The following is a 15,845-nucleotide window of genomic DNA, read 5'->3' as shown; positions in this document are numbered from 1 at the left end:
AACAAAAAAAGGCGCCCACGTTTCCGTAAGCGCCTACTAACCAACCAAACCAATTATTATGAAATCTCAATCAATCTTTTTGCTTTTGGCAATGCTTCTTCTTTTTTAGGAAGCGTTATCTTTAAGATACCGTCTTCATAAGCCGCATTGATCTCATCTTCTTTTACCGTTTCGGGCAATGTGAACGACCTTTTGAAAGAGCTGAAGCTGAATTCCCTGCGGGTGAATTTCCCGTTCTCTTCGGTAGTATTTTCTGTCTTAACCTCCGAAGAAATGGTAAGCAACTCATTGTCCAGTTCGATATTAAAATCTTCTTTTTTTAATCCGGGGGCCATAAGCTCTACTGAAAATGACTGCTCTGTTTCCCTGATATTTACCGGTGGTACAACTTTGTGCATGTACTGCGTGCCACCCATCAGGTCTTTAAATAATTCATCCATTACGGTAGGGAATACCCTGTTTGCTGTGTTGCGTTTTACTAAATTCATAACTATATATTTTATGTTTGACATTTAAGTTTGATTGTTATCAGGCAACTTTTATTCCAATGTAATTTTTACAGACATAATGTCGCTTATGCTGACTTTTTGTCTATATTATACATTTGAAAGAATATTGTATATTTATCCCAACCAATAAAACCGACTGATGGATAAGACTTTACAGAGGATACAATCGATAGATGTGCTGCGTGGCGCTATCATGCTCCTGATGGCGCTCGACCATACAAGGGATTTTTTCCACATTGACGGTATGACCGGCGACCCGACAAACATGGAGACTACGACACCTGCATTATTCTTTACCCGATGGATAACGCATTTTTGCGCGCCGTTGTTTGTATTCCTTTCCGGCACCTCCATTTACCTGCAAAGCCTTCGCAAAACCAAAAAAGAACTTTCATTGTTCCTGCTTACCCGCGGCCTTTGGCTTATCATAGCAGAATTCACCATCGTAAATTTTGGGTGGAGCTTCGCTATATTTTTCAATTTCTTCTTCCTGCAGGTTATCTGGGCTATTGGTGCCAGTATGGTGGTTTTATCGGCATTGATCTATCTGCGGTATTGGATGCTATTGGCACTGGGGATATTGATTACCGTCCTACACAACATGCTCGACACCCAGACTTTTACCGACCCTGCGATGGATGTTTTTGCTAACCTCTTTTTGTTGACGGAATTCGACCAGTACCCGCTTGGAGGAGGCGTTAAACTACTGTGTGCCTATGCCGCCCTGCCATGGACGGGCATTATGCTCCTGGGCTATGCATTAGGCAAATGGTACCAACCCGGATTTGATCCGCTGCAAAGACGAAAACTATTGCTTACCACAGGATTTGGTGTGATCGGGCTATTTATAGTTTTACGTTTCATTAATGGTTATGGCGACCCGAGGCCATGGGCAGAACAGAAGAATGGGGTCTATACTTTCCTGTCGTTCCTCAACGTAAATAAATATCCGCCTTCAATGATGTATGCCTGCATGACGCTTGGCCCGGGACTGATAGCGCTGGCGTTACTGGAAAGGGTACAAAACCGCGTGACCCATGTACTGAACATCTTTGGCAGGGTGCCGTTCCTGTATTATTTAGTACACATTTACCTGATACACTTCCTCTGCATGCTCCTTTTCTTTGCCGAAGGGTATACGCTGGAAGATAATTTCACAAAGGTTATGGGGTTCGGTTTCCGGCCTGTTGAGAATTTCGGGTTTTCCCTGGGCATCGTGTACCTGATCTGGATCTTTGTTGTCGTGATCTGCTGGTTCCCCACGAAATGGTACGAAAAATATAAGAGGACACATAAGCAGTGGTGGCTGAGTTACATATAACGGTAAACTGTTTTATTTTTATCACCTTCTTTTATAAGCCAGCTATCATCGGTACCTTTTTTAAGGTCGCGGCTGGCTGTAGCCATAGATATGTCCCTGAAATTTTCCATATAGTCTTTTCGGGAAAAATTGCGGTTGCCGATTATATCCCTGAACATTTCGAGGCGCTCTTCAGCCGTTACAGACCGGTTCCCAACACGCAGTGCTTCCGCAAGGGCATCATTGATAACTTGCAGCATAAATTCAATAAAATAGGTAGAGTGCCCTGATTTGTCTGAGATTGATAACGCTTTATAATAATCGTCCTGCCTTTGTTTTATAAGGCTTTCAACGGGAAGAAATTCAAAAACGGGATAGTCTTTAAGCAGGATCACTGTTTGCCAAAACCTGCCTATCCTGCCATTCCCGTCAAGATAGGGATGGATAAACTCGAATTCGTAATGAAATACACAACTTTTAATAAGAAGCAGGTCATCATCTTTTTTCAAATATTCAAAAAGGTCTTTCATCAAACCATTTACCATTTGGCCGGAAGGAGCGAGATGTTCAACCTTGTTTCCTTTAACGATCCCTACATTACCAGTCCTGAATTTGCCGGGCTTATCTACAAGATCTTTCATTAGCACAGCATGCGCTTTATTCAGGGCACTGATCTTAAAGGGGTCAAATTTTCGAATTCCATTATAAAGCGCAACAGCGTTCTGCACTTCAAGAATGTCTTTGGCAGGCGCCAAAATCCTTTTATTGTCAAGCAAAGCAGTTATTTGCTCTTCGGTCATTGTATTTCCTTCTATTTCAAGTGAGGATTGGATCGTTTTAATACGGTTCTTTTTACGTAGCTCTGTCCGTGGCTTATGAAGGCTCGCGCCCTGTACTTCGCCTAATTGATGGAAAATACCGGCAACAAGTTTCATTATTTTTTCTGTAATAGTATAAGGAGGCTTCATAATGATAGTATCATTTGATAGTATCAAAGATATAAAATTTGATTAAGAAAAAATAAAAGTCAAAAGGTTATCAAATTGCTTCATTAGCCCTGATCGCAGCGGCATCCCCGAGGCACGAGGGATAGTGCGGACATCCCGCCTTAGCGGGACAGGACAGGAATTGCCATTACTGGAAAAGCCCCCAGCCATTCGCTCCTGATAATTAGCATCATCAATTTTTAATTCGTAATTAATACGTTACTTTTGCAAAAAATCGTACAGTGAATTACCTTTCAGTAGAGAACATATCCAAGTCATTCGGCGAGCGCACGCTTTTCGAGAACCTTTCCTTTGGCATCAATAAAGACCAGAAAATTGCTTTCGTAGCTAAGAACGGTACCGGTAAAACCAGCATCCTGAAGATCATTACCGGGGAAGACATGCCGGACACCGGGCAGGTGGTTATCCGTAAAGAGATTAAGATGGCCTTCCTTTCGCAGGAGCCAAAGCTCGATCCGGAGTTAACGATAGAGGAAAGCATTTTTGCATCGGATAACGAGGTACTGAAAGTGATTGAGCAATATGAAAAGGCCCTGGAAAACCCCGAAAACGAAGAAGCCTACCAAAAGGCTTTTGAAAAAATGGAACTTCACAATGCCTGGGATTTTGAGACCCAATACAAACAGATCCTCTCTAAACTGAAGCTGGAAGACCTGAAACTGAAAATAAAGAACCTTAGCGGGGGACAAAAGAAGCGCGTTGCCCTGGCTATCATCCTGACCAGTAAGCCCGACCTGCTAATCCTCGATGAGCCTACCAACCACCTTGACCTTGAAATGATCGAATGGCTGGAGAATTATTTCGCCAAAGAGAATATGACGCTTTTCATGGTAACGCACGACCGCTTCTTTTTAGAACGTGTATGTAATGAGATCATTGAGCTTGAGAACGGGAAACTTTACCAATACAAAGGAAACTACTCCTACTACCTTACCAAAAAAGAAGAACGGATTGCTGCCGAAAATGCCAGTATCGACAAGGCTAAGAACCTGTATGTAAAAGAACTCGACTGGATGCGCCGCCAGCCAAAGGCGCGTACTACAAAGTCGAAGTCACGCCAGGACGACTTTTATGTGATCCAGGAAAAAGCCCACAGCCGCCGCAAGGAGCACCAGGTAGAGTTGGAGATCAATATGGAGCGCATGGGCAGCAAGATCGTGGAGCTGCATAATATTACAAAGAAGTTTAAAGACAAGACGATACTTGAGAATTTCAGCTTTAATTTTAAAAAAGGCGAACGTATCGGTATTATCGGTAAGAATGGTACCGGAAAATCAACCTTCCTAAATATCCTTACGCAGACACTCCCGCCGGATAGTGGGAAAGTTGTAGTGGGCGATACCATAAAACTGGGGTATTACACACAAAGCGGTATTAACCCGAAGCCGGAGCAGAAGGTAATTGATATTATAAAAGAATTCGGCGAATACATTCCGCTTGCAAAAGGCAGGATTATATCGGCAGCGCAGCTATTAGAACGCTTCCTGTTCGACCGTAAAAAGCAATACGATTTTGTTGAAAAGCTGAGTGGCGGTGAATTGAAACGCCTGTATTTATGTACCGTATTAATCCAAAACCCGAACTTCCTGATACTGGATGAACCTACCAACGACCTTGATATTGTTACGCTGAACGTACTGGAAAGCTTCCTGCTCGATTATCCGGGATGCCTTGTAGTGGTATCGCACGACAGGTATTTTATGGATAAGATCGTAGACCACCTGTTCGTTTTCAGGGGCGAAGGTGCCGTGGAGGATTTCCCTGGGAATTACAGCGATTTCCGTAGTTATGAAGATAGTACCGAGCCTGCTAAGGAAGAACTGAAGCCCGTGGGCGACAATGCTAAAAAGAATTGGAAGCAGAACAATGTGAAGGCTGGCCTAACCTTTAATGAGCAGAAAGAATTCCAAAAAATAGAAAAAGACATTAAGGACCTGGAGCGCGAGAAAGAAACTATTGAAAAACAGTTTGCCGACGGAACCATAGCCGATAAAGACATTGCCCAAAAAGCATCCGACCTTGAAAAGGTATTGAAAGACCTTGATGAGAAAACCGAAAGATGGTTTGAGCTGAGCGCGAAAATGGAGGAATAGTTGACAGTCGCAGTTTTCAGTCACAGTCTAAGTACCGTCATGTCAGTTCGAGCGTAGTCGAGAACAACACGTTGGCATCTCGGCTCTGCCTGATGTGACAAAGTAACGACCGGGCCTGAAAACTGCGACCTGCCTTGGCCGGCAGGCAGGCTGCGATTGAAAACTGATATTAACAAATGAGCACGTTATCTTACATACAATTCCTTTGGAAATCCCTGGACGATCACGGGATCCATTCGCCGTTTATGTTCCGGTTCGTGAGCAAGGCTTTTTATGCGAAAGGCCCAAGGCTGTCTAAAAAGGAATACCGTAGCCAGAATATGCAGATAGGCTATCCCGCTGCAGAATTGCTGTACCGTGTGGTGAATTACCTAAGGCCGGCGAAATCATTCGTTATAGGTGAAAATGCAGATAAAGTAATAGAAATGCTTCGGTATGCCGGCGAGGAAAATAAGATCAAACTGTGGTTCTTTTCACCGTTAGCGCCCATCCCCGGTGGTACCGACTTTGCCGTAATCGCCGATAATGAAAAAGAAGCCGTGATGGCTTCTTTTGAAAAAATAGTATCTAATTCGAATAATGATACTGTGTGCCTCCTGCCCAACATACACGCAAATGCAGCAATGGAAGCTGCCTGGGACAGTATACTTAGCCACCCCAAGGCCACCGTTACTGTTGACGCTTACCACCTCGGAATCATCTTTTTCCGTAGGGAGCAGGTGCACCAGCATTTTATTGTCCGTCCTTCAAAGTCATTTTTCAGGGACGCCTTGCTGGGCCTGAAAAACGGTTATGGATTACTGGGCTAGTTGGTGCGCAATGCTTTTGCCAGTTCGGCTTTCGTCATTTTAGAGCGGCCTTCAATGCCTACTTTCTGTGCTTCCTTATAAAGATCTGCTTTCGTGCGTTCTTCATATTTTCCTGCTTTTCCCCCACGCTTTTCAGCGCCTTTACTATTGGCTATCCTTGCCGATTTCTCTTTACTGTAGCCTTTGTCGCGAAGGGCCTCATACTGGTCTTTATCCTTGACCTGCGGGCCCGGTGATTTTCCTCCCGGCATAATTTTATAATTTAGTGGTTATTACTATTTTAAAATTACAAAACAATAAAACCATACTGCGTTAATCGCCCGTTAAAGCCATCTGAATGAAATTATAAAGTCATTTCAATTAATATTCACGTTATAAGAGATTTCTCCACTCCGTTGCACTTCGGTCGAAATGACACAACATCCTTCAGATCCCCGTAAGACAAAAAAAGAAGGTATGCTTTCGCATACCTTCCCGCACAAATTATATAAAAACCTTATTTATTATTTGTCTGCTTTTTCTTTAGCTTCTTTGTTTTCTTCACCTTTAGCAGTTAAACGTTCCCAACGGAATTTAGGTGCGAATTTAAGCTTGATACCGGCAATCTTGTTGTTATCTGAAGTAGAAAGTCCTTCTTTTTCAACGGTGTTTTTCCTTGCATCAAGAGCTTCATACCATGCTTTTACCTTGTCAAGATCCTGTCTTGAATATTCATCTTTTTCTGAATCAAAAGTTTCATAGAATTTTTGGTAAACACTAAGGATGTTGTCTTTGTTCACCCAAGAGAATGTCATGTCGTTTCCAACAACATTGCCCGGTCCGAACAATTTGTCAGCCATTGGATTGCCTGCTTTTGCCGCAGCTTCGGCTTCCATTTTAGCTTTAGCTTCATTTTCAGCCTGCATTTTCACACCGTCATACTTCGCTTTGCTTTCCTCGATCCTCTTTTTTGCAGCCTCGTCATCTTTAAGTGTAGCCATTGCAGCATCTGCTTCTGCTACTCTCGCCTGGTATTCTGCATCTATAGCAGCCCAGTTAGCAGCCCTTTCTGCAGCGTCAAGGCCATTTACTGAATCTACAAATACCACATAGTGGTCTACATTGTGCTCTGCAGTTTCTTTTGCCTCATCTTTACAAGAAGTAAGTCCTGCAGCTATAAGCACTGTACCTAAAACTAAATTGAAATTTTTCATGGTTGTTTTGTATTTTATGTTACATTATTGAGTAACCAAAATTACACAACACCACAATAAGTATAAAATTTTAAGTAATTTATTAAGAATAATTTAATACAGTTGGGAGGATTTTATGATTTTTAAGAAATCATTAACTTTAAGGATGTATTAATTGGCACTTTATTAAGACACCTCAAAGCTGTTTCCTGGTACATTTGCAGTACAATTAAATTATAATACCATGGAACGCAAGATATATCATGTTACCCGAAATGGACACGGCTGGAAAAGCATCCTTGAAAATTCAGGCAGGGCATCAGTGACCGGTGACCATAAAAGTGAAGTTGTAGACCGCACTATCGCATTGGCAAAAGGCCATGCGAAAAGTTCGGTGATCATATATAAAGTGGATGGAACGGTACATGAGGAAAAGCATTTCCCGAAAGTAGCATAATCCCATCTGACAATAAACGAAAAAGCCACATGATCTGTGGCTTTTTTTGTTGTTTATAAATGGCATCTTGTATTCATTAAATACCCAATCCCTTTATAACTTTTTCACTGAATATCTTTTCTTTTACAGGCCCATCGGTATTATTCACGAACATCCACTGGTTGTTGCCCAGCTTATCGTAAACAGCTACGGATTGTGACTTTTTTATTATCGTAAATGAGTTATCCTTTTTATCAAAAGTTATATTATCCGTCTTCATTGCTGTTTTAAACGAAGGCAGAAGGCCTGCCAGTTCCTGGTCGCCAACCGGCTCGGTAAACCTCATTTTCATGGTAAGGTCGTACGTAAGCACGCTATAATACGCATCATCAATTTTTTTGATCTCGCTAAACGCAAAGTTAGGCGCAACAGGCGCGATAGATATACTAAAGCCATCACCTTTGGTCATGCGCTTCAACAGCTCCACCATTTTTTCCCTTGGGATAATGGTAAACAGCTTCGGATACGTTAGGTCCAGCAACTTTTCATATTGTTCTGATGCCGTATAGCTGTAATTGAGGATCGCGCGTTGTTCGAGGGACTTTTTGTCCTGCGCGAATGTGTTTAAGGATGTTATAATTAGAAGCGAAAGTAGGATCAGTTTTTTCATGGATTTAAATTTTGCTAAAGATAGTTGTAAAGCAGGTTTCAATAATCAGGCCAATAAAAAAATTCGAAAGTATCCCTATATTTGCCCAAATCCTTACAATGATGCTTGCCTACATATTGGGTTCAATATCCATCGCTTTTTCTTTCGCAGTCATAGGATTGCTTATCAATACAGCTATAAGAAATATGAATTTCTATATACGGCTATCCAATTTCAATTTTATAACCGGCGAAAAGGCAAACCGTTACCTGGGCGTACTTTATTTTAAACACATATTGGTGACATCATTCTGGAGGCATTTTAATCCGGTGCTAAAACTTACCGAAAGGCCCGACAAGCAAAAGCTGCAATCACTGAGAAATGAAATGACGTATGCTGAGATCAGCCATCTTATTGCTTTTTTGTTAGTCGCTGTGCTTGCCGTTCTCAGTAAAGTCCTGCATTATCGCGAACAGGGATTTTTCCCTTTACTTATAGCCAATGTAGCTTTCCATCTTTACCCGGCACTGGTACAGCAATACAATAAGCGTAGGCTGGACAGGATATTAAGAGCCTATAAATAAAAAATTCCCTGCGAGAGGGAATTTTAGTTATTATAATTTGAATAAGAATATTACCTGCTCAGGTACATTTTCCTTCTTGAATACAATTCGTAGAACTGATCGTCCTTCAAGTCATCAATAAACAGGATGCTCTCTCCTGTCGATTTCATTTCCGGGCCCAGCTTTTTGTTCACGCCCGGGAACTTGTTGAACGAGAACACCGGCTGCTTTATCGCATAACCTTTAAGGTGCGGATTGAAGGTGAAGTCGGTCACTTTATTGTGGCCCAGCATTACTTTGGTGGCATAATTTACATACGGCTCACCATAGGCTTTTGCGATAAAAGGAACGGTGCGTGATGCCCTCGGGTTAGCCTCGATGATATATACGATATCGTCTTTAATGGCAAACTGTATATTGATAAGCCCAACGGTTTTGAGCGCAAGGGCTATTTTCTTCGTATGGTCTTTGATCTGCTGCATCACGAACTCGCCCAGGTTGAACGGTGGCAATGTAGCATTCGAGTCGCCCGAGTGCACCCCGCATGGCTCGATATGCTCCATGATCCCGATGATGTATACATTCTCGCCATCGCAAATAGCATCGGCTTCAGCCTCAATAGCGCCATCAAGGTAATGGTCGAGCAGCAGTTTGTTGCCCGGTATGTTTTTCAACAGGTCGATAACGTGCTCTTCCAGTTCCTGCTTGTTGATCACGATCTTCATGCCCTGCCCGCCAAGTACGTAAGATGGACGCACCAATAACGGGAAATCGAGCGTATCGGCAAGCTGTGAGGCCTGGTCGGCATTCTCGGCCACCCCGAATTTTGGGAACGGAATTCCAAGCTCCGAAAGCAGTTCTGAGAAACGCCCGCGATCTTCGGCAAGGTCGAGCGCATCAAAGCTGGTACCTAATATTTTTATGCCGTAGCGGTCCAGCTTTTCGGCAAGCTTAAGGGCAGTCTGCCCGCCCAGCTGTACGATAACGCCTTCCGGCTTTTCGTGGCGGATGATATCGTATATATGTTCCCAGAAAACCGGCTCAAAGTAAAGTTTATCGGCGGTATCGAAGTCGGTTGACACCGTTTCAGGGTTACAGTTGATCATGATGGTTTCGTAGCCGCATTCGGATGCTGCCAATACGCCATGCACACAGGAGTAGTCGAACTCGATACCCTGCCCGATCCTGTTCGGCCCTGAGCCGAGCACCACCACTTTTTTCCTGTCGGAAACCACACTCTCGTTATGCACGTAGCGTGTACCATCAGCCTTTTCGATCTCGGCTTCGAATGTTGAGTAGTAGTAAGGTGTCTTCGCCTCGAATTCTGCAGCGCAGGTATCTACCAGCTTGTAAACGCGCTTTATGCCCATTTCCTCACGCAGGTTGTACACCTGGCTTTCCAGACATCCCATCATGTGGGCAATCTGCCTGTCGGCAAAGCCTTTTTGCTTGGCTTCCAAAAGCAATTCTTTCGGAAGGTTATCTATTTTGAATGTGGATATTTCCTTTTCAAGCAGGTATAATTCTTCATACTGCTTAAGGAACCACATATCGATCTTTGTTATTTCGTGGATACGGCTCAATGGGATACCCATTTGTATCGCATCATAAATCACGAACACACGGTCCCAGCTCGCATGGGTCAGTTTGTCGATGATCTGCTCGTAGTTCTTATATCCCTTGCCATCAGCACCAAGGCCGTTGCGTTTTATTTCCAATGACTGTGTTGCTTTGTGCAACGCTTCCTGGAACGAGCGCCCGATGCCCATCACCTCGCCTACCGACTTCATCTGCAGGCCAAGGGTACGGTCAGCGCCTTCGAACTTATCGAAGTTCCAGCGCGGTATCTTTACGATAACATAGTCAAGTGTCGGCTCGAACAATGCCGACGTTGTTTTGGTGATCTGGTTCTTCAGTTCATCAAGGTTGTAGCCTAATGCTAATTTTGATGCCACTTTCGCAATCGGGTACCCTGTCGCTTTTGAAGCCAGCGCTGAGGAACGCGACACGCGCGGGTTGATCTCGATGGCAACGATATCTTCTTTCTCGTCAGGGCTAACGGCAAATTGTACGTTACATCCGCCCGCAAAGTTCCCGATGCTGCGCATCATTTTTATGGCCATGTCGCGCATCCTTTGGAATGTCCTGTCCGATAGTGTCATGGCAGGCGCAACCGTAATACTGTCACCGGTGTGGATACCCATCGGGTCCATGTTTTCAATAGAACAGATGATTACCACGTTGTCATTCTGGTCGCGAAGGAGCTCCAATTCGTATTCTTTCCAGCCTAAAAGGGCTTTATCGATAAGCACTTCATGTATCGGCGAAGCCTCGAGGCCGCGGGTAAGCAGCTCATCGAAATCTTCCTTATGGTGTACGAAAGCGGCTCCTGTACCACCCAGCGTGAACGACGGGCGTATTACCAACGGGAAGCCGAATTCCTGTGCAATCTCTTTCCCCTTCAGAAAGGAGTTGGCCGTTTTGGCCGGCGCTGCAGGTATTTCTATCCTTTCGAGCAGCTGTTTGAACTGCTCCCTGTCTTCGGTAATGTTGATGGCGTTGATGTCCACCCCGATAAGGCGAACATTAAAGTCGGCCCAAATGCCTTTTTCCTCCGCCTCGAGGCAAAGGTTGAGCGCCGTCTGCCCGCCCATGGTTGGGAGCACGGCATCGATGTTCGGGTGCGCTTTTAATATTTCAATTATGGATTTTGTGGTGAGCGGCTTCAGGTACACATGGTCGGCCATAGAGGGGTCGGTCATGATAGTAGCCGGGTTGGAGTTGATCAGGATCACCTCGATACCCTCTTCCCTGATGGAGCGCGCCGCCTGTGAGCCCGCATAGTCGAATTCGCAGGCCTGGCCGATAATGATAGGGCCGGAGCCGATAATAAGAACAGATTTGATGGATGTGTCTTTAGGCATTGTTGTGTTGTAGTTGTTGTTTATAGAAAGTGTGCAAATTTAGTGAATTTTTGGCCTCACCCCCTACCCCCTCTCCAAAAGAGAGGGGAACTCAGCCGCAACTGTTACGGGAAAGAGTGTAGCTGCTCACTCTCATTTGGAGAGGGCTGGGGTGAGGCCTATAAAAAAAGGCGTTACCAATAACAGTAACGCCTTTATATATGCTTGTGTACAAACATTATTTTTTGTGCCTAGGTTCGCTGGAAACAGTTAGTTTATGCCTTCCTTTGGCCCTTCTGCGAGCAAGCACTTTTCTACCATTGGCAGAAGCCATTCTTTCCATAAAACCGTGCTTATTTCTTCTTTTTCTTTTCGATGGTTGAAACGTTCTCTTACTCATTGCTTTGTATCTTTAAAATCTTATTGAAATATCTTACCGGGGTATCGTGGAAATCGTCTTTCCAAAACCGAGTGCAAATATACAAAGGTTTTTTTTCCACGCAAGTGGTTTATTAAAAATATTTTTCAATTCTGTTTATCTCCTTTTATTACCTTTGCAACCGCAAAAATATATAATCATGTTCAATAAAAACATAAAGCTCGCAATCGCAGCCCTTATTGTTATAACCGCTGCATGGCAGTTTACCGAAAGCAACATTGGCAACGGCATTTTCCTGCTGCTGCTGGCGGGTATCATAGTACTGCTGTACTTTAAGAACGAGTACATCATCATGGCCTTCCTGCAACTGAGGAAGCAGGATTTTGACGGCGCCAACAAATGGCTTGACAAAATAAAGAACCCTGAAGGTGCGCTGGTACGCAAGCAGCAGGGCTACTATAACTACCTGAAAGGGCTTATGCTTTCGCAAACCAACCTCACACTGGCTGAAAAGCACCTTAAGAAAGCCGTTGAGCTTGGCCTTACGATGGACCAGGACATGGCGATGGTAAAGCTGAACCTTGCCGGTATCGCGATGAGCAAGAACCGCAAGATAGAAGCGGAAAAATTACTGATAGAAGCGAAAAAACTCGACAAACAGGGCATGCTGAAGGACCAGATAAAAATGATGAAAGACCAAATGAAGAAAGGTCCGCAGGTGCAGATGAGAAGATATTAAGAGAGACCGTCCGGAAGGGCGGTTTTTTTGTGCTTTTATTTTTACTTTTGGCTAATGGCAAAATCCTATGAAATCTTGAGAAGCTTACCTGCTACAGGTCCAATGTATATCCCCATAAGTAATGGGATTACGTATATCTCTGATTTCTCAGAAGGTTTTATTGTCAAATTTTTTAAATCAGGAGGAGACGAGTGGGTTGGTAACTTTAAATTAGGATTGAAGCAATTTAGTGCTGTTTTTGAACTTGACAAATCCAACGTATTGATAATTGCAGGTGGTGCAGGCTATGTAATGAGTGCGGAACAAGAAGTCCCTTTATCATTTTTAAATATTAATTATTGTAATGGATTTCAAACTCCTGATGGACGTGTTATTTTGCACAACGATATAGAAATAACGGTAATTGAACCAGACGGAAGTTTTTGGATTTCAGGCCGAATCTCTATTGACGGACTAACTATTACAACTGTTGAACACAATATAATTAAGGGACAGTATTCTGACCATAACCGCAATTGGGGATGGTTTGACTTCACTCTAAATATAGATACTAAAGAAACAACAGGCATCCAATATAATTTGGATGAAAGCCCAATGCAAAAAAAATTCTGGTGGAAAATATGGTAATCAATCAAAATCACAATAACAACCCCATCACCCTTATCGGTCTTAAACTAAGCTATAAAACCACCAACAAAAACGAAAAAGCTATGGAGGACTGCGGTGCGTTGTGGCAGGAGTACATGGGCAGCTTCGTACCAAACAAAATCCCCAACAAGCTCAATGGTGCTACCTATGCCGTGTATTTTGAGTATGACGGCGACTATACCGAGCCTTACTCCTACTTCATCGGCTGCCCGGTTGCTCCGGGAACGGAAGTGCCTGCGGGGCTTGACTCCATTACCATTCCAGTACAGAAGTATAAGGTTATAACCGCCAAAGGTAAAATGCCGGATTGCGTTGCCGATGCTTGGCGCGACATCTGGAAGTCGGATATTGAGAGGGCGTATGGCTATGACTTTGAAATTTATCCTGAAAAGATGGACTGGAACAATGCGGAGGTGGCTATTTATTTATCGGTGAAGTAACGCATCTCGACTGCGCTCGATGTGACAACCGTCCAACGATAATAATACCGTGAATATTCTTAATTCCGTTGTCAGTTCAAGCGCAGTCGAGAACAGCATAGAGGGAAATATATTGCATAATTTTCCTTACTTTTACCCATCATCAAAAATCATTTATATGCCTGAGACCCTCACGCTACTACTCGCCTTTATCATTGCCCTTGCCATAGGAATCTTTGTTGGCAAGGCTGTGTTTTCATCTAAATCTTCCGCCGAACAAAAAGTGCTGGAGGAACGCAACAACAGCCTGCAAATGCAGGTAGAACAGACCAGGAGCCAGTCACAAACCGAACGCCTTAACCTTGAAAAGCAATTGGCGCTTGCCCATACCGAACGCGACGACCTTCGTCAGGCTAAAGACGCGCTCAGCATACAGCTCACCAAGAAAGAAACCGACTTCGACAACCTTATGGAGCGCATGCGGGAACAGCGCAAAGAGACTGAAGAGCTGCGGGAGAAATTCACGAAGGAATTCGAGAACCTGGCTAATAAAATACTGGAAGAAAAATCAAATAAGTTTACGGAGCAAAACAGGGAAAATCTAAAGAACATTCTTTCCCCGCTTCAGGAAAAGATACACCTTTTTGAAAAGAAGGTAGAAGATACCCACAAGGAAAGCATTGACTATCATGCGGCGCTTCGCCAGCAGATCATCGGCCTGAAAGACATGAACGAGCAAATGAGCCGCGAGACACTAAACCTGACACGTGCCCTGAAAGGCGACACCAAGATGCAGGGCAACTGGGGCGAACTGATACTGGAACGCGTGCTTCAAAAGTCGGGGTTGGAAAAAGACCGCGAATATTATGTACAGCAAAGCCATGTGAACGATGAAGGCAGCCGCATCCAACCCGACGTAGTGATCAACCTGCCGGATGGCAAGAAGATGATCGTCGATTCGAAAGTATCATTAGTAGCCTACGAGCGCTTTATAAATGAGGAAGACGATGTGCTTAAAGCCGTACACCTCAAAGAGCATTGCAACTCCATACGCCGCCACATTGACCAGTTGAGCGAAAAGAACTACCATGACCTTTATAAAATTGAAAGCCCTGATTTTGTATTGCTTTTCATTCCGATGGAACCTGCCTTTGCCTGTGCGCTTAACGAAGATGCTACCTTGTACAGCAAAGCCTTTGAGCGCAATATCGTAATTGTTACGCCGAGCACCCTCCTTGCTACGCTGCGTACTATTGACACTATGTGGACCAACCAAAAACAGCAGGAGAACGCATATGAGATAGCCCGACTAGCAGGGTCATTATATGAAAAGTTTTTAGGTTTTGTGACCGATCTCACGAAAGTTGGCAATAAAATGAAAGATGCCCAAACTGAATATCAGAATGCCATGGGCAAATTGGTTGATGGACGTGGTAACATTATTATTACCATTGAAAAACTAAAAAAAATGGGTGCTAAAACAAATAAAACTCTACCTGACAATATAGTTTCCCGTGCGTTGCAGCAGGACGAAGATAGGATTGACGAAGGGCCTGACCAACTATTAAACCAATAATCATGGATAAAGCAAAAAAAGTAAGCGCCTCCAAAATAACTATATCCGAGCTGATGCTGCCTTCGCACACCAATTTTAGCGGCAAGATACATGGCGGCTATATCCTGATGCTGATGGACCAGATAGCTTTTGCGGCAGCATCGAAATACAGTGGCACCTATTGTGTAACAGCATCAGTAGATACGGTGGATTTCCTTAACCCTATTGAAGTTGGCGAATTAGTGACGATGAAGGCCTCGGTAAACTATGTGGGCAACAGCTCCATGATCGTTGGTATACGGGTAACCTCTGAAAATATACAGACAGGCAAGGTAAAACACTGCAACTCCTCCTACTTTACAATGGTAGCCAAAGACAGCAGCGGCAAAAATGTGACCGTACCTCCCCTGGTACTTTCCAATATGGATGAAGTGCGCCGTTTTTGTAACGCAGTAAAGCTTATCGCCCAGAAGAAAGAGCATGACCAGCATCTGGAAACGTTTGACTACAGTTCGACCGAAGCTTTGGAAGGGCTTAAACAATACAGGGTAAAGCTGGATTTGTAATAACTTAAAACAGCAATTCTAAAAATTTTAACCACATAGGTACATAGCTTAACTTAAGCTACCAAAAGGTAAAAACCGCTTTTAAATTATAGTCAAAC

17 protein-coding genes are annotated in these 15,845 nt (G+C 43.7%); 10 read left to right on the top strand and 7 right to left on the bottom strand.

The window, feature by feature from the left end; translation table 11 throughout:
- Positions 1-56: 56 nt before the first annotated feature.
- Positions 57-488, bottom strand: coding sequence for an Hsp20/alpha crystallin family protein (locus tag HYN59_RS09410; protein ID WP_108779695.1), 432 nt, complete (start codon positions 486-488; stop codon positions 57-59).
- Positions 489-648: 160 nt separating this feature from the next.
- Between HYN59_RS09410 and HYN59_RS09405 the strand changes: the two genes are divergently transcribed.
- Positions 649-1,830: an acetyltransferase domain-containing protein gene (locus HYN59_RS09405; RefSeq protein WP_108778023.1), complete on the top strand. Its 1,182-nt coding sequence runs from the start codon at positions 649-651 to the stop codon at positions 1,828-1,830.
- Here the strand turns inward: HYN59_RS09405 and HYN59_RS09400 are convergent.
- Positions 1,821-2,777 (bottom strand): Fic family protein, encoded by a 957-nt coding sequence (locus tag HYN59_RS09400; RefSeq protein ID WP_181369553.1) that lies wholly within the window; start codon positions 2,775-2,777, stop codon positions 1,821-1,823. The two genes, HYN59_RS09405 and HYN59_RS09400, sit on opposite strands and share 10 nt — an antisense overlap.
- 260 nt (positions 2,778-3,037) lie before the next feature.
- Between HYN59_RS09400 and HYN59_RS09395 the strand changes: the two genes are divergently transcribed.
- Positions 3,038-4,909 carry an ABC-F family ATP-binding cassette domain-containing protein gene (locus HYN59_RS09395; RefSeq protein WP_108778021.1) on the top strand — a complete coding sequence of 624 codons (1,872 nt, stop codon included), beginning with the start codon at positions 3,038-3,040 and terminating at the stop codon, positions 4,907-4,909.
- Positions 4,910-5,085: 176 nt separating this feature from the next.
- Entirely contained in the window at positions 5,086-5,718 is a 633-nt protein-coding gene (locus tag HYN59_RS09390) for a hypothetical protein (RefSeq protein ID WP_108778020.1), read from the top strand.
- Here HYN59_RS09390 and HYN59_RS09385 read toward each other — a convergent pair.
- Together HYN59_RS09385 and HYN59_RS09380 are read right to left on the bottom strand one after the other, a co-directional pair.
- A complete protein-coding gene (locus HYN59_RS09385; protein WP_108778019.1) occupies positions 5,715-5,969 on the bottom strand; it encodes a DUF7218 family protein in 255 nt (84 codons plus the stop codon). The genes HYN59_RS09390 and HYN59_RS09385 overlap by 4 nt on opposite strands.
- A 252-nt stretch (positions 5,970-6,221) precedes the next feature.
- Positions 6,222-6,911: a hypothetical protein gene (locus tag HYN59_RS09380; RefSeq protein ID WP_108778018.1), complete on the bottom strand. Its 690-nt coding sequence runs from the start codon at positions 6,909-6,911 to the stop codon at positions 6,222-6,224.
- Between the two features lie 223 nt (positions 6,912-7,134).
- Here HYN59_RS09380 and HYN59_RS09375 point away from each other — a divergent pair, with 223 nt between their 5' ends.
- Complete coding sequence (locus HYN59_RS09375; protein WP_108778017.1) at positions 7,135-7,347, top strand: DUF2188 domain-containing protein; 213 nt, start codon at positions 7,135-7,137, stop codon at positions 7,345-7,347.
- A gap of 76 nt (positions 7,348-7,423) precedes the next feature.
- On the opposite strand, the gene HYN59_RS09370 is transcribed toward HYN59_RS09375, so the two are convergent.
- Positions 7,424-7,996, bottom strand: coding sequence for a hypothetical protein (locus tag HYN59_RS09370; RefSeq protein ID WP_108778016.1), 573 nt, complete (start codon positions 7,994-7,996; stop codon positions 7,424-7,426).
- A 98-nt stretch (positions 7,997-8,094) separates the two neighbouring features.
- On the opposite strand from HYN59_RS09370, the gene HYN59_RS09365 reads away from it, so the two are divergent.
- Positions 8,095-8,559 (top strand): glycosyl-4,4'-diaponeurosporenoate acyltransferase CrtO family protein, encoded by a 465-nt coding sequence (locus HYN59_RS09365; RefSeq protein ID WP_146185904.1) that lies wholly within the window; start codon positions 8,095-8,097, stop codon positions 8,557-8,559.
- Between the two features lie 50 nt (positions 8,560-8,609).
- Here HYN59_RS09365 and carB read toward each other — a convergent pair whose 3' ends face one another.
- Both carB and rpmH read right to left on the bottom strand, forming a co-directional pair.
- Positions 8,610-11,462, bottom strand: coding sequence for a carbamoyl-phosphate synthase large subunit (gene carB, locus HYN59_RS09360; RefSeq protein ID WP_108778014.1), 2,853 nt, complete (start codon positions 11,460-11,462; stop codon positions 8,610-8,612).
- A 217-nt stretch (positions 11,463-11,679) separates the two neighbouring features.
- A complete protein-coding gene (gene rpmH / locus HYN59_RS09355; RefSeq protein WP_026979292.1) occupies positions 11,680-11,841 on the bottom strand; it encodes a 50S ribosomal protein L34 in 162 nt (53 codons plus the stop codon).
- 178 nt (positions 11,842-12,019) lie between these two features.
- On the opposite strand from rpmH, the gene HYN59_RS09350 reads away from it, so the two are divergent.
- The 5 genes from HYN59_RS09350 (at position 12,020) to HYN59_RS09330 (ending at position 15,747) form a co-directional block, all read left to right on the top strand.
- Positions 12,020-12,559 (top strand): hypothetical protein, encoded by a 540-nt coding sequence (locus HYN59_RS09350; protein WP_108778013.1) that lies wholly within the window; start codon positions 12,020-12,022, stop codon positions 12,557-12,559.
- Between the two features lie 54 nt (positions 12,560-12,613).
- Entirely contained in the window at positions 12,614-13,186 is a 573-nt protein-coding gene (locus HYN59_RS09345; protein WP_108778012.1) for a hypothetical protein, read from the top strand.
- Positions 13,180-13,647 (top strand): GyrI-like domain-containing protein, encoded by a 468-nt coding sequence (locus tag HYN59_RS09340; protein WP_108779694.1) that lies wholly within the window; start codon positions 13,180-13,182, stop codon positions 13,645-13,647. The genes HYN59_RS09345 and HYN59_RS09340 overlap by 7 nt, the downstream gene beginning before the upstream one ends.
- A 157-nt stretch (positions 13,648-13,804) precedes the next feature.
- Positions 13,805-15,202 carry a DNA recombination protein RmuC gene (locus tag HYN59_RS09335; RefSeq protein WP_108778011.1) on the top strand — a complete coding sequence of 466 codons (1,398 nt, stop codon included), beginning with the start codon at positions 13,805-13,807 and terminating at the stop codon, positions 15,200-15,202.
- Positions 15,203-15,204: 2 nt separating this feature from the next.
- A complete protein-coding gene (locus tag HYN59_RS09330; RefSeq protein WP_108778010.1) occupies positions 15,205-15,747 on the top strand; it encodes an acyl-CoA thioesterase in 543 nt (180 codons plus the stop codon).
- Positions 15,748-15,845 lie beyond the last annotated feature (98 nt).

Origin of the sequence: Flavobacterium album (genome assembly GCF_003096035.1) — a bacterium.
GTDB lineage: Bacteria > Bacteroidota > Bacteroidia > Flavobacteriales > Flavobacteriaceae > Flavobacterium > Flavobacterium album.
This window is presented reverse-complemented; position numbering and strand designations above follow the sequence as displayed.

Excerpts from the sequence above, each read along its gene's own strand:
- HYN59_RS09340 (WP_108779694.1), top strand. The coding sequence starts at position 13,180 with ATGGTAATCAATCAAAATCACAATAACAACCCCATCACCCTTATCGGT.
- HYN59_RS09345 (WP_108778012.1), top strand. The coding sequence starts at position 12,614 with ATGGCAAAATCCTATGAAATCTTGAGAAGCTTACCTGCTACAGGTCCA.
- rpmH (WP_026979292.1), bottom strand. The coding sequence starts at position 11,841 with ATGAGTAAGAGAACGTTTCAACCATCGAAAAGAAAAAGAAGAAATAAG.
- HYN59_RS09410 (WP_108779695.1), bottom strand. The coding sequence starts at position 488 with ATGAATTTAGTAAAACGCAACACAGCAAACAGGGTATTCCCTACCGTA.
- HYN59_RS09380 (WP_108778018.1), bottom strand. The coding sequence starts at position 6,911 with ATGAAAAATTTCAATTTAGTTTTAGGTACAGTGCTTATAGCTGCAGGA.
- HYN59_RS09390 (WP_108778020.1), top strand. The coding sequence starts at position 5,086 with ATGAGCACGTTATCTTACATACAATTCCTTTGGAAATCCCTGGACGAT.
- HYN59_RS09370 (WP_108778016.1), bottom strand. The coding sequence starts at position 7,996 with ATGAAAAAACTGATCCTACTTTCGCTTCTAATTATAACATCCTTAAAC.
- HYN59_RS09405 (WP_108778023.1), top strand. The coding sequence starts at position 649 with ATGGATAAGACTTTACAGAGGATACAATCGATAGATGTGCTGCGTGGC.
- HYN59_RS09400 (WP_181369553.1), bottom strand. The coding sequence starts at position 2,777 with ATGAAGCCTCCTTATACTATTACAGAAAAAATAATGAAACTTGTTGCC.
- carB (WP_108778014.1), bottom strand. The coding sequence starts at position 11,462 with ATGCCTAAAGACACATCCATCAAATCTGTTCTTATTATCGGCTCCGGC.
- HYN59_RS09365 (WP_146185904.1), top strand. The coding sequence starts at position 8,095 with ATGATGCTTGCCTACATATTGGGTTCAATATCCATCGCTTTTTCTTTC.
- HYN59_RS09385 (WP_108778019.1), bottom strand. The coding sequence starts at position 5,969 with ATGCCGGGAGGAAAATCACCGGGCCCGCAGGTCAAGGATAAAGACCAG.
- HYN59_RS09335 (WP_108778011.1), top strand. The coding sequence starts at position 13,805 with ATGCCTGAGACCCTCACGCTACTACTCGCCTTTATCATTGCCCTTGCC.
- HYN59_RS09350 (WP_108778013.1), top strand. The coding sequence starts at position 12,020 with ATGTTCAATAAAAACATAAAGCTCGCAATCGCAGCCCTTATTGTTATA.
- HYN59_RS09330 (WP_108778010.1), top strand. The coding sequence starts at position 15,205 with ATGGATAAAGCAAAAAAAGTAAGCGCCTCCAAAATAACTATATCCGAG.
- HYN59_RS09375 (WP_108778017.1), top strand. The coding sequence starts at position 7,135 with ATGGAACGCAAGATATATCATGTTACCCGAAATGGACACGGCTGGAAA.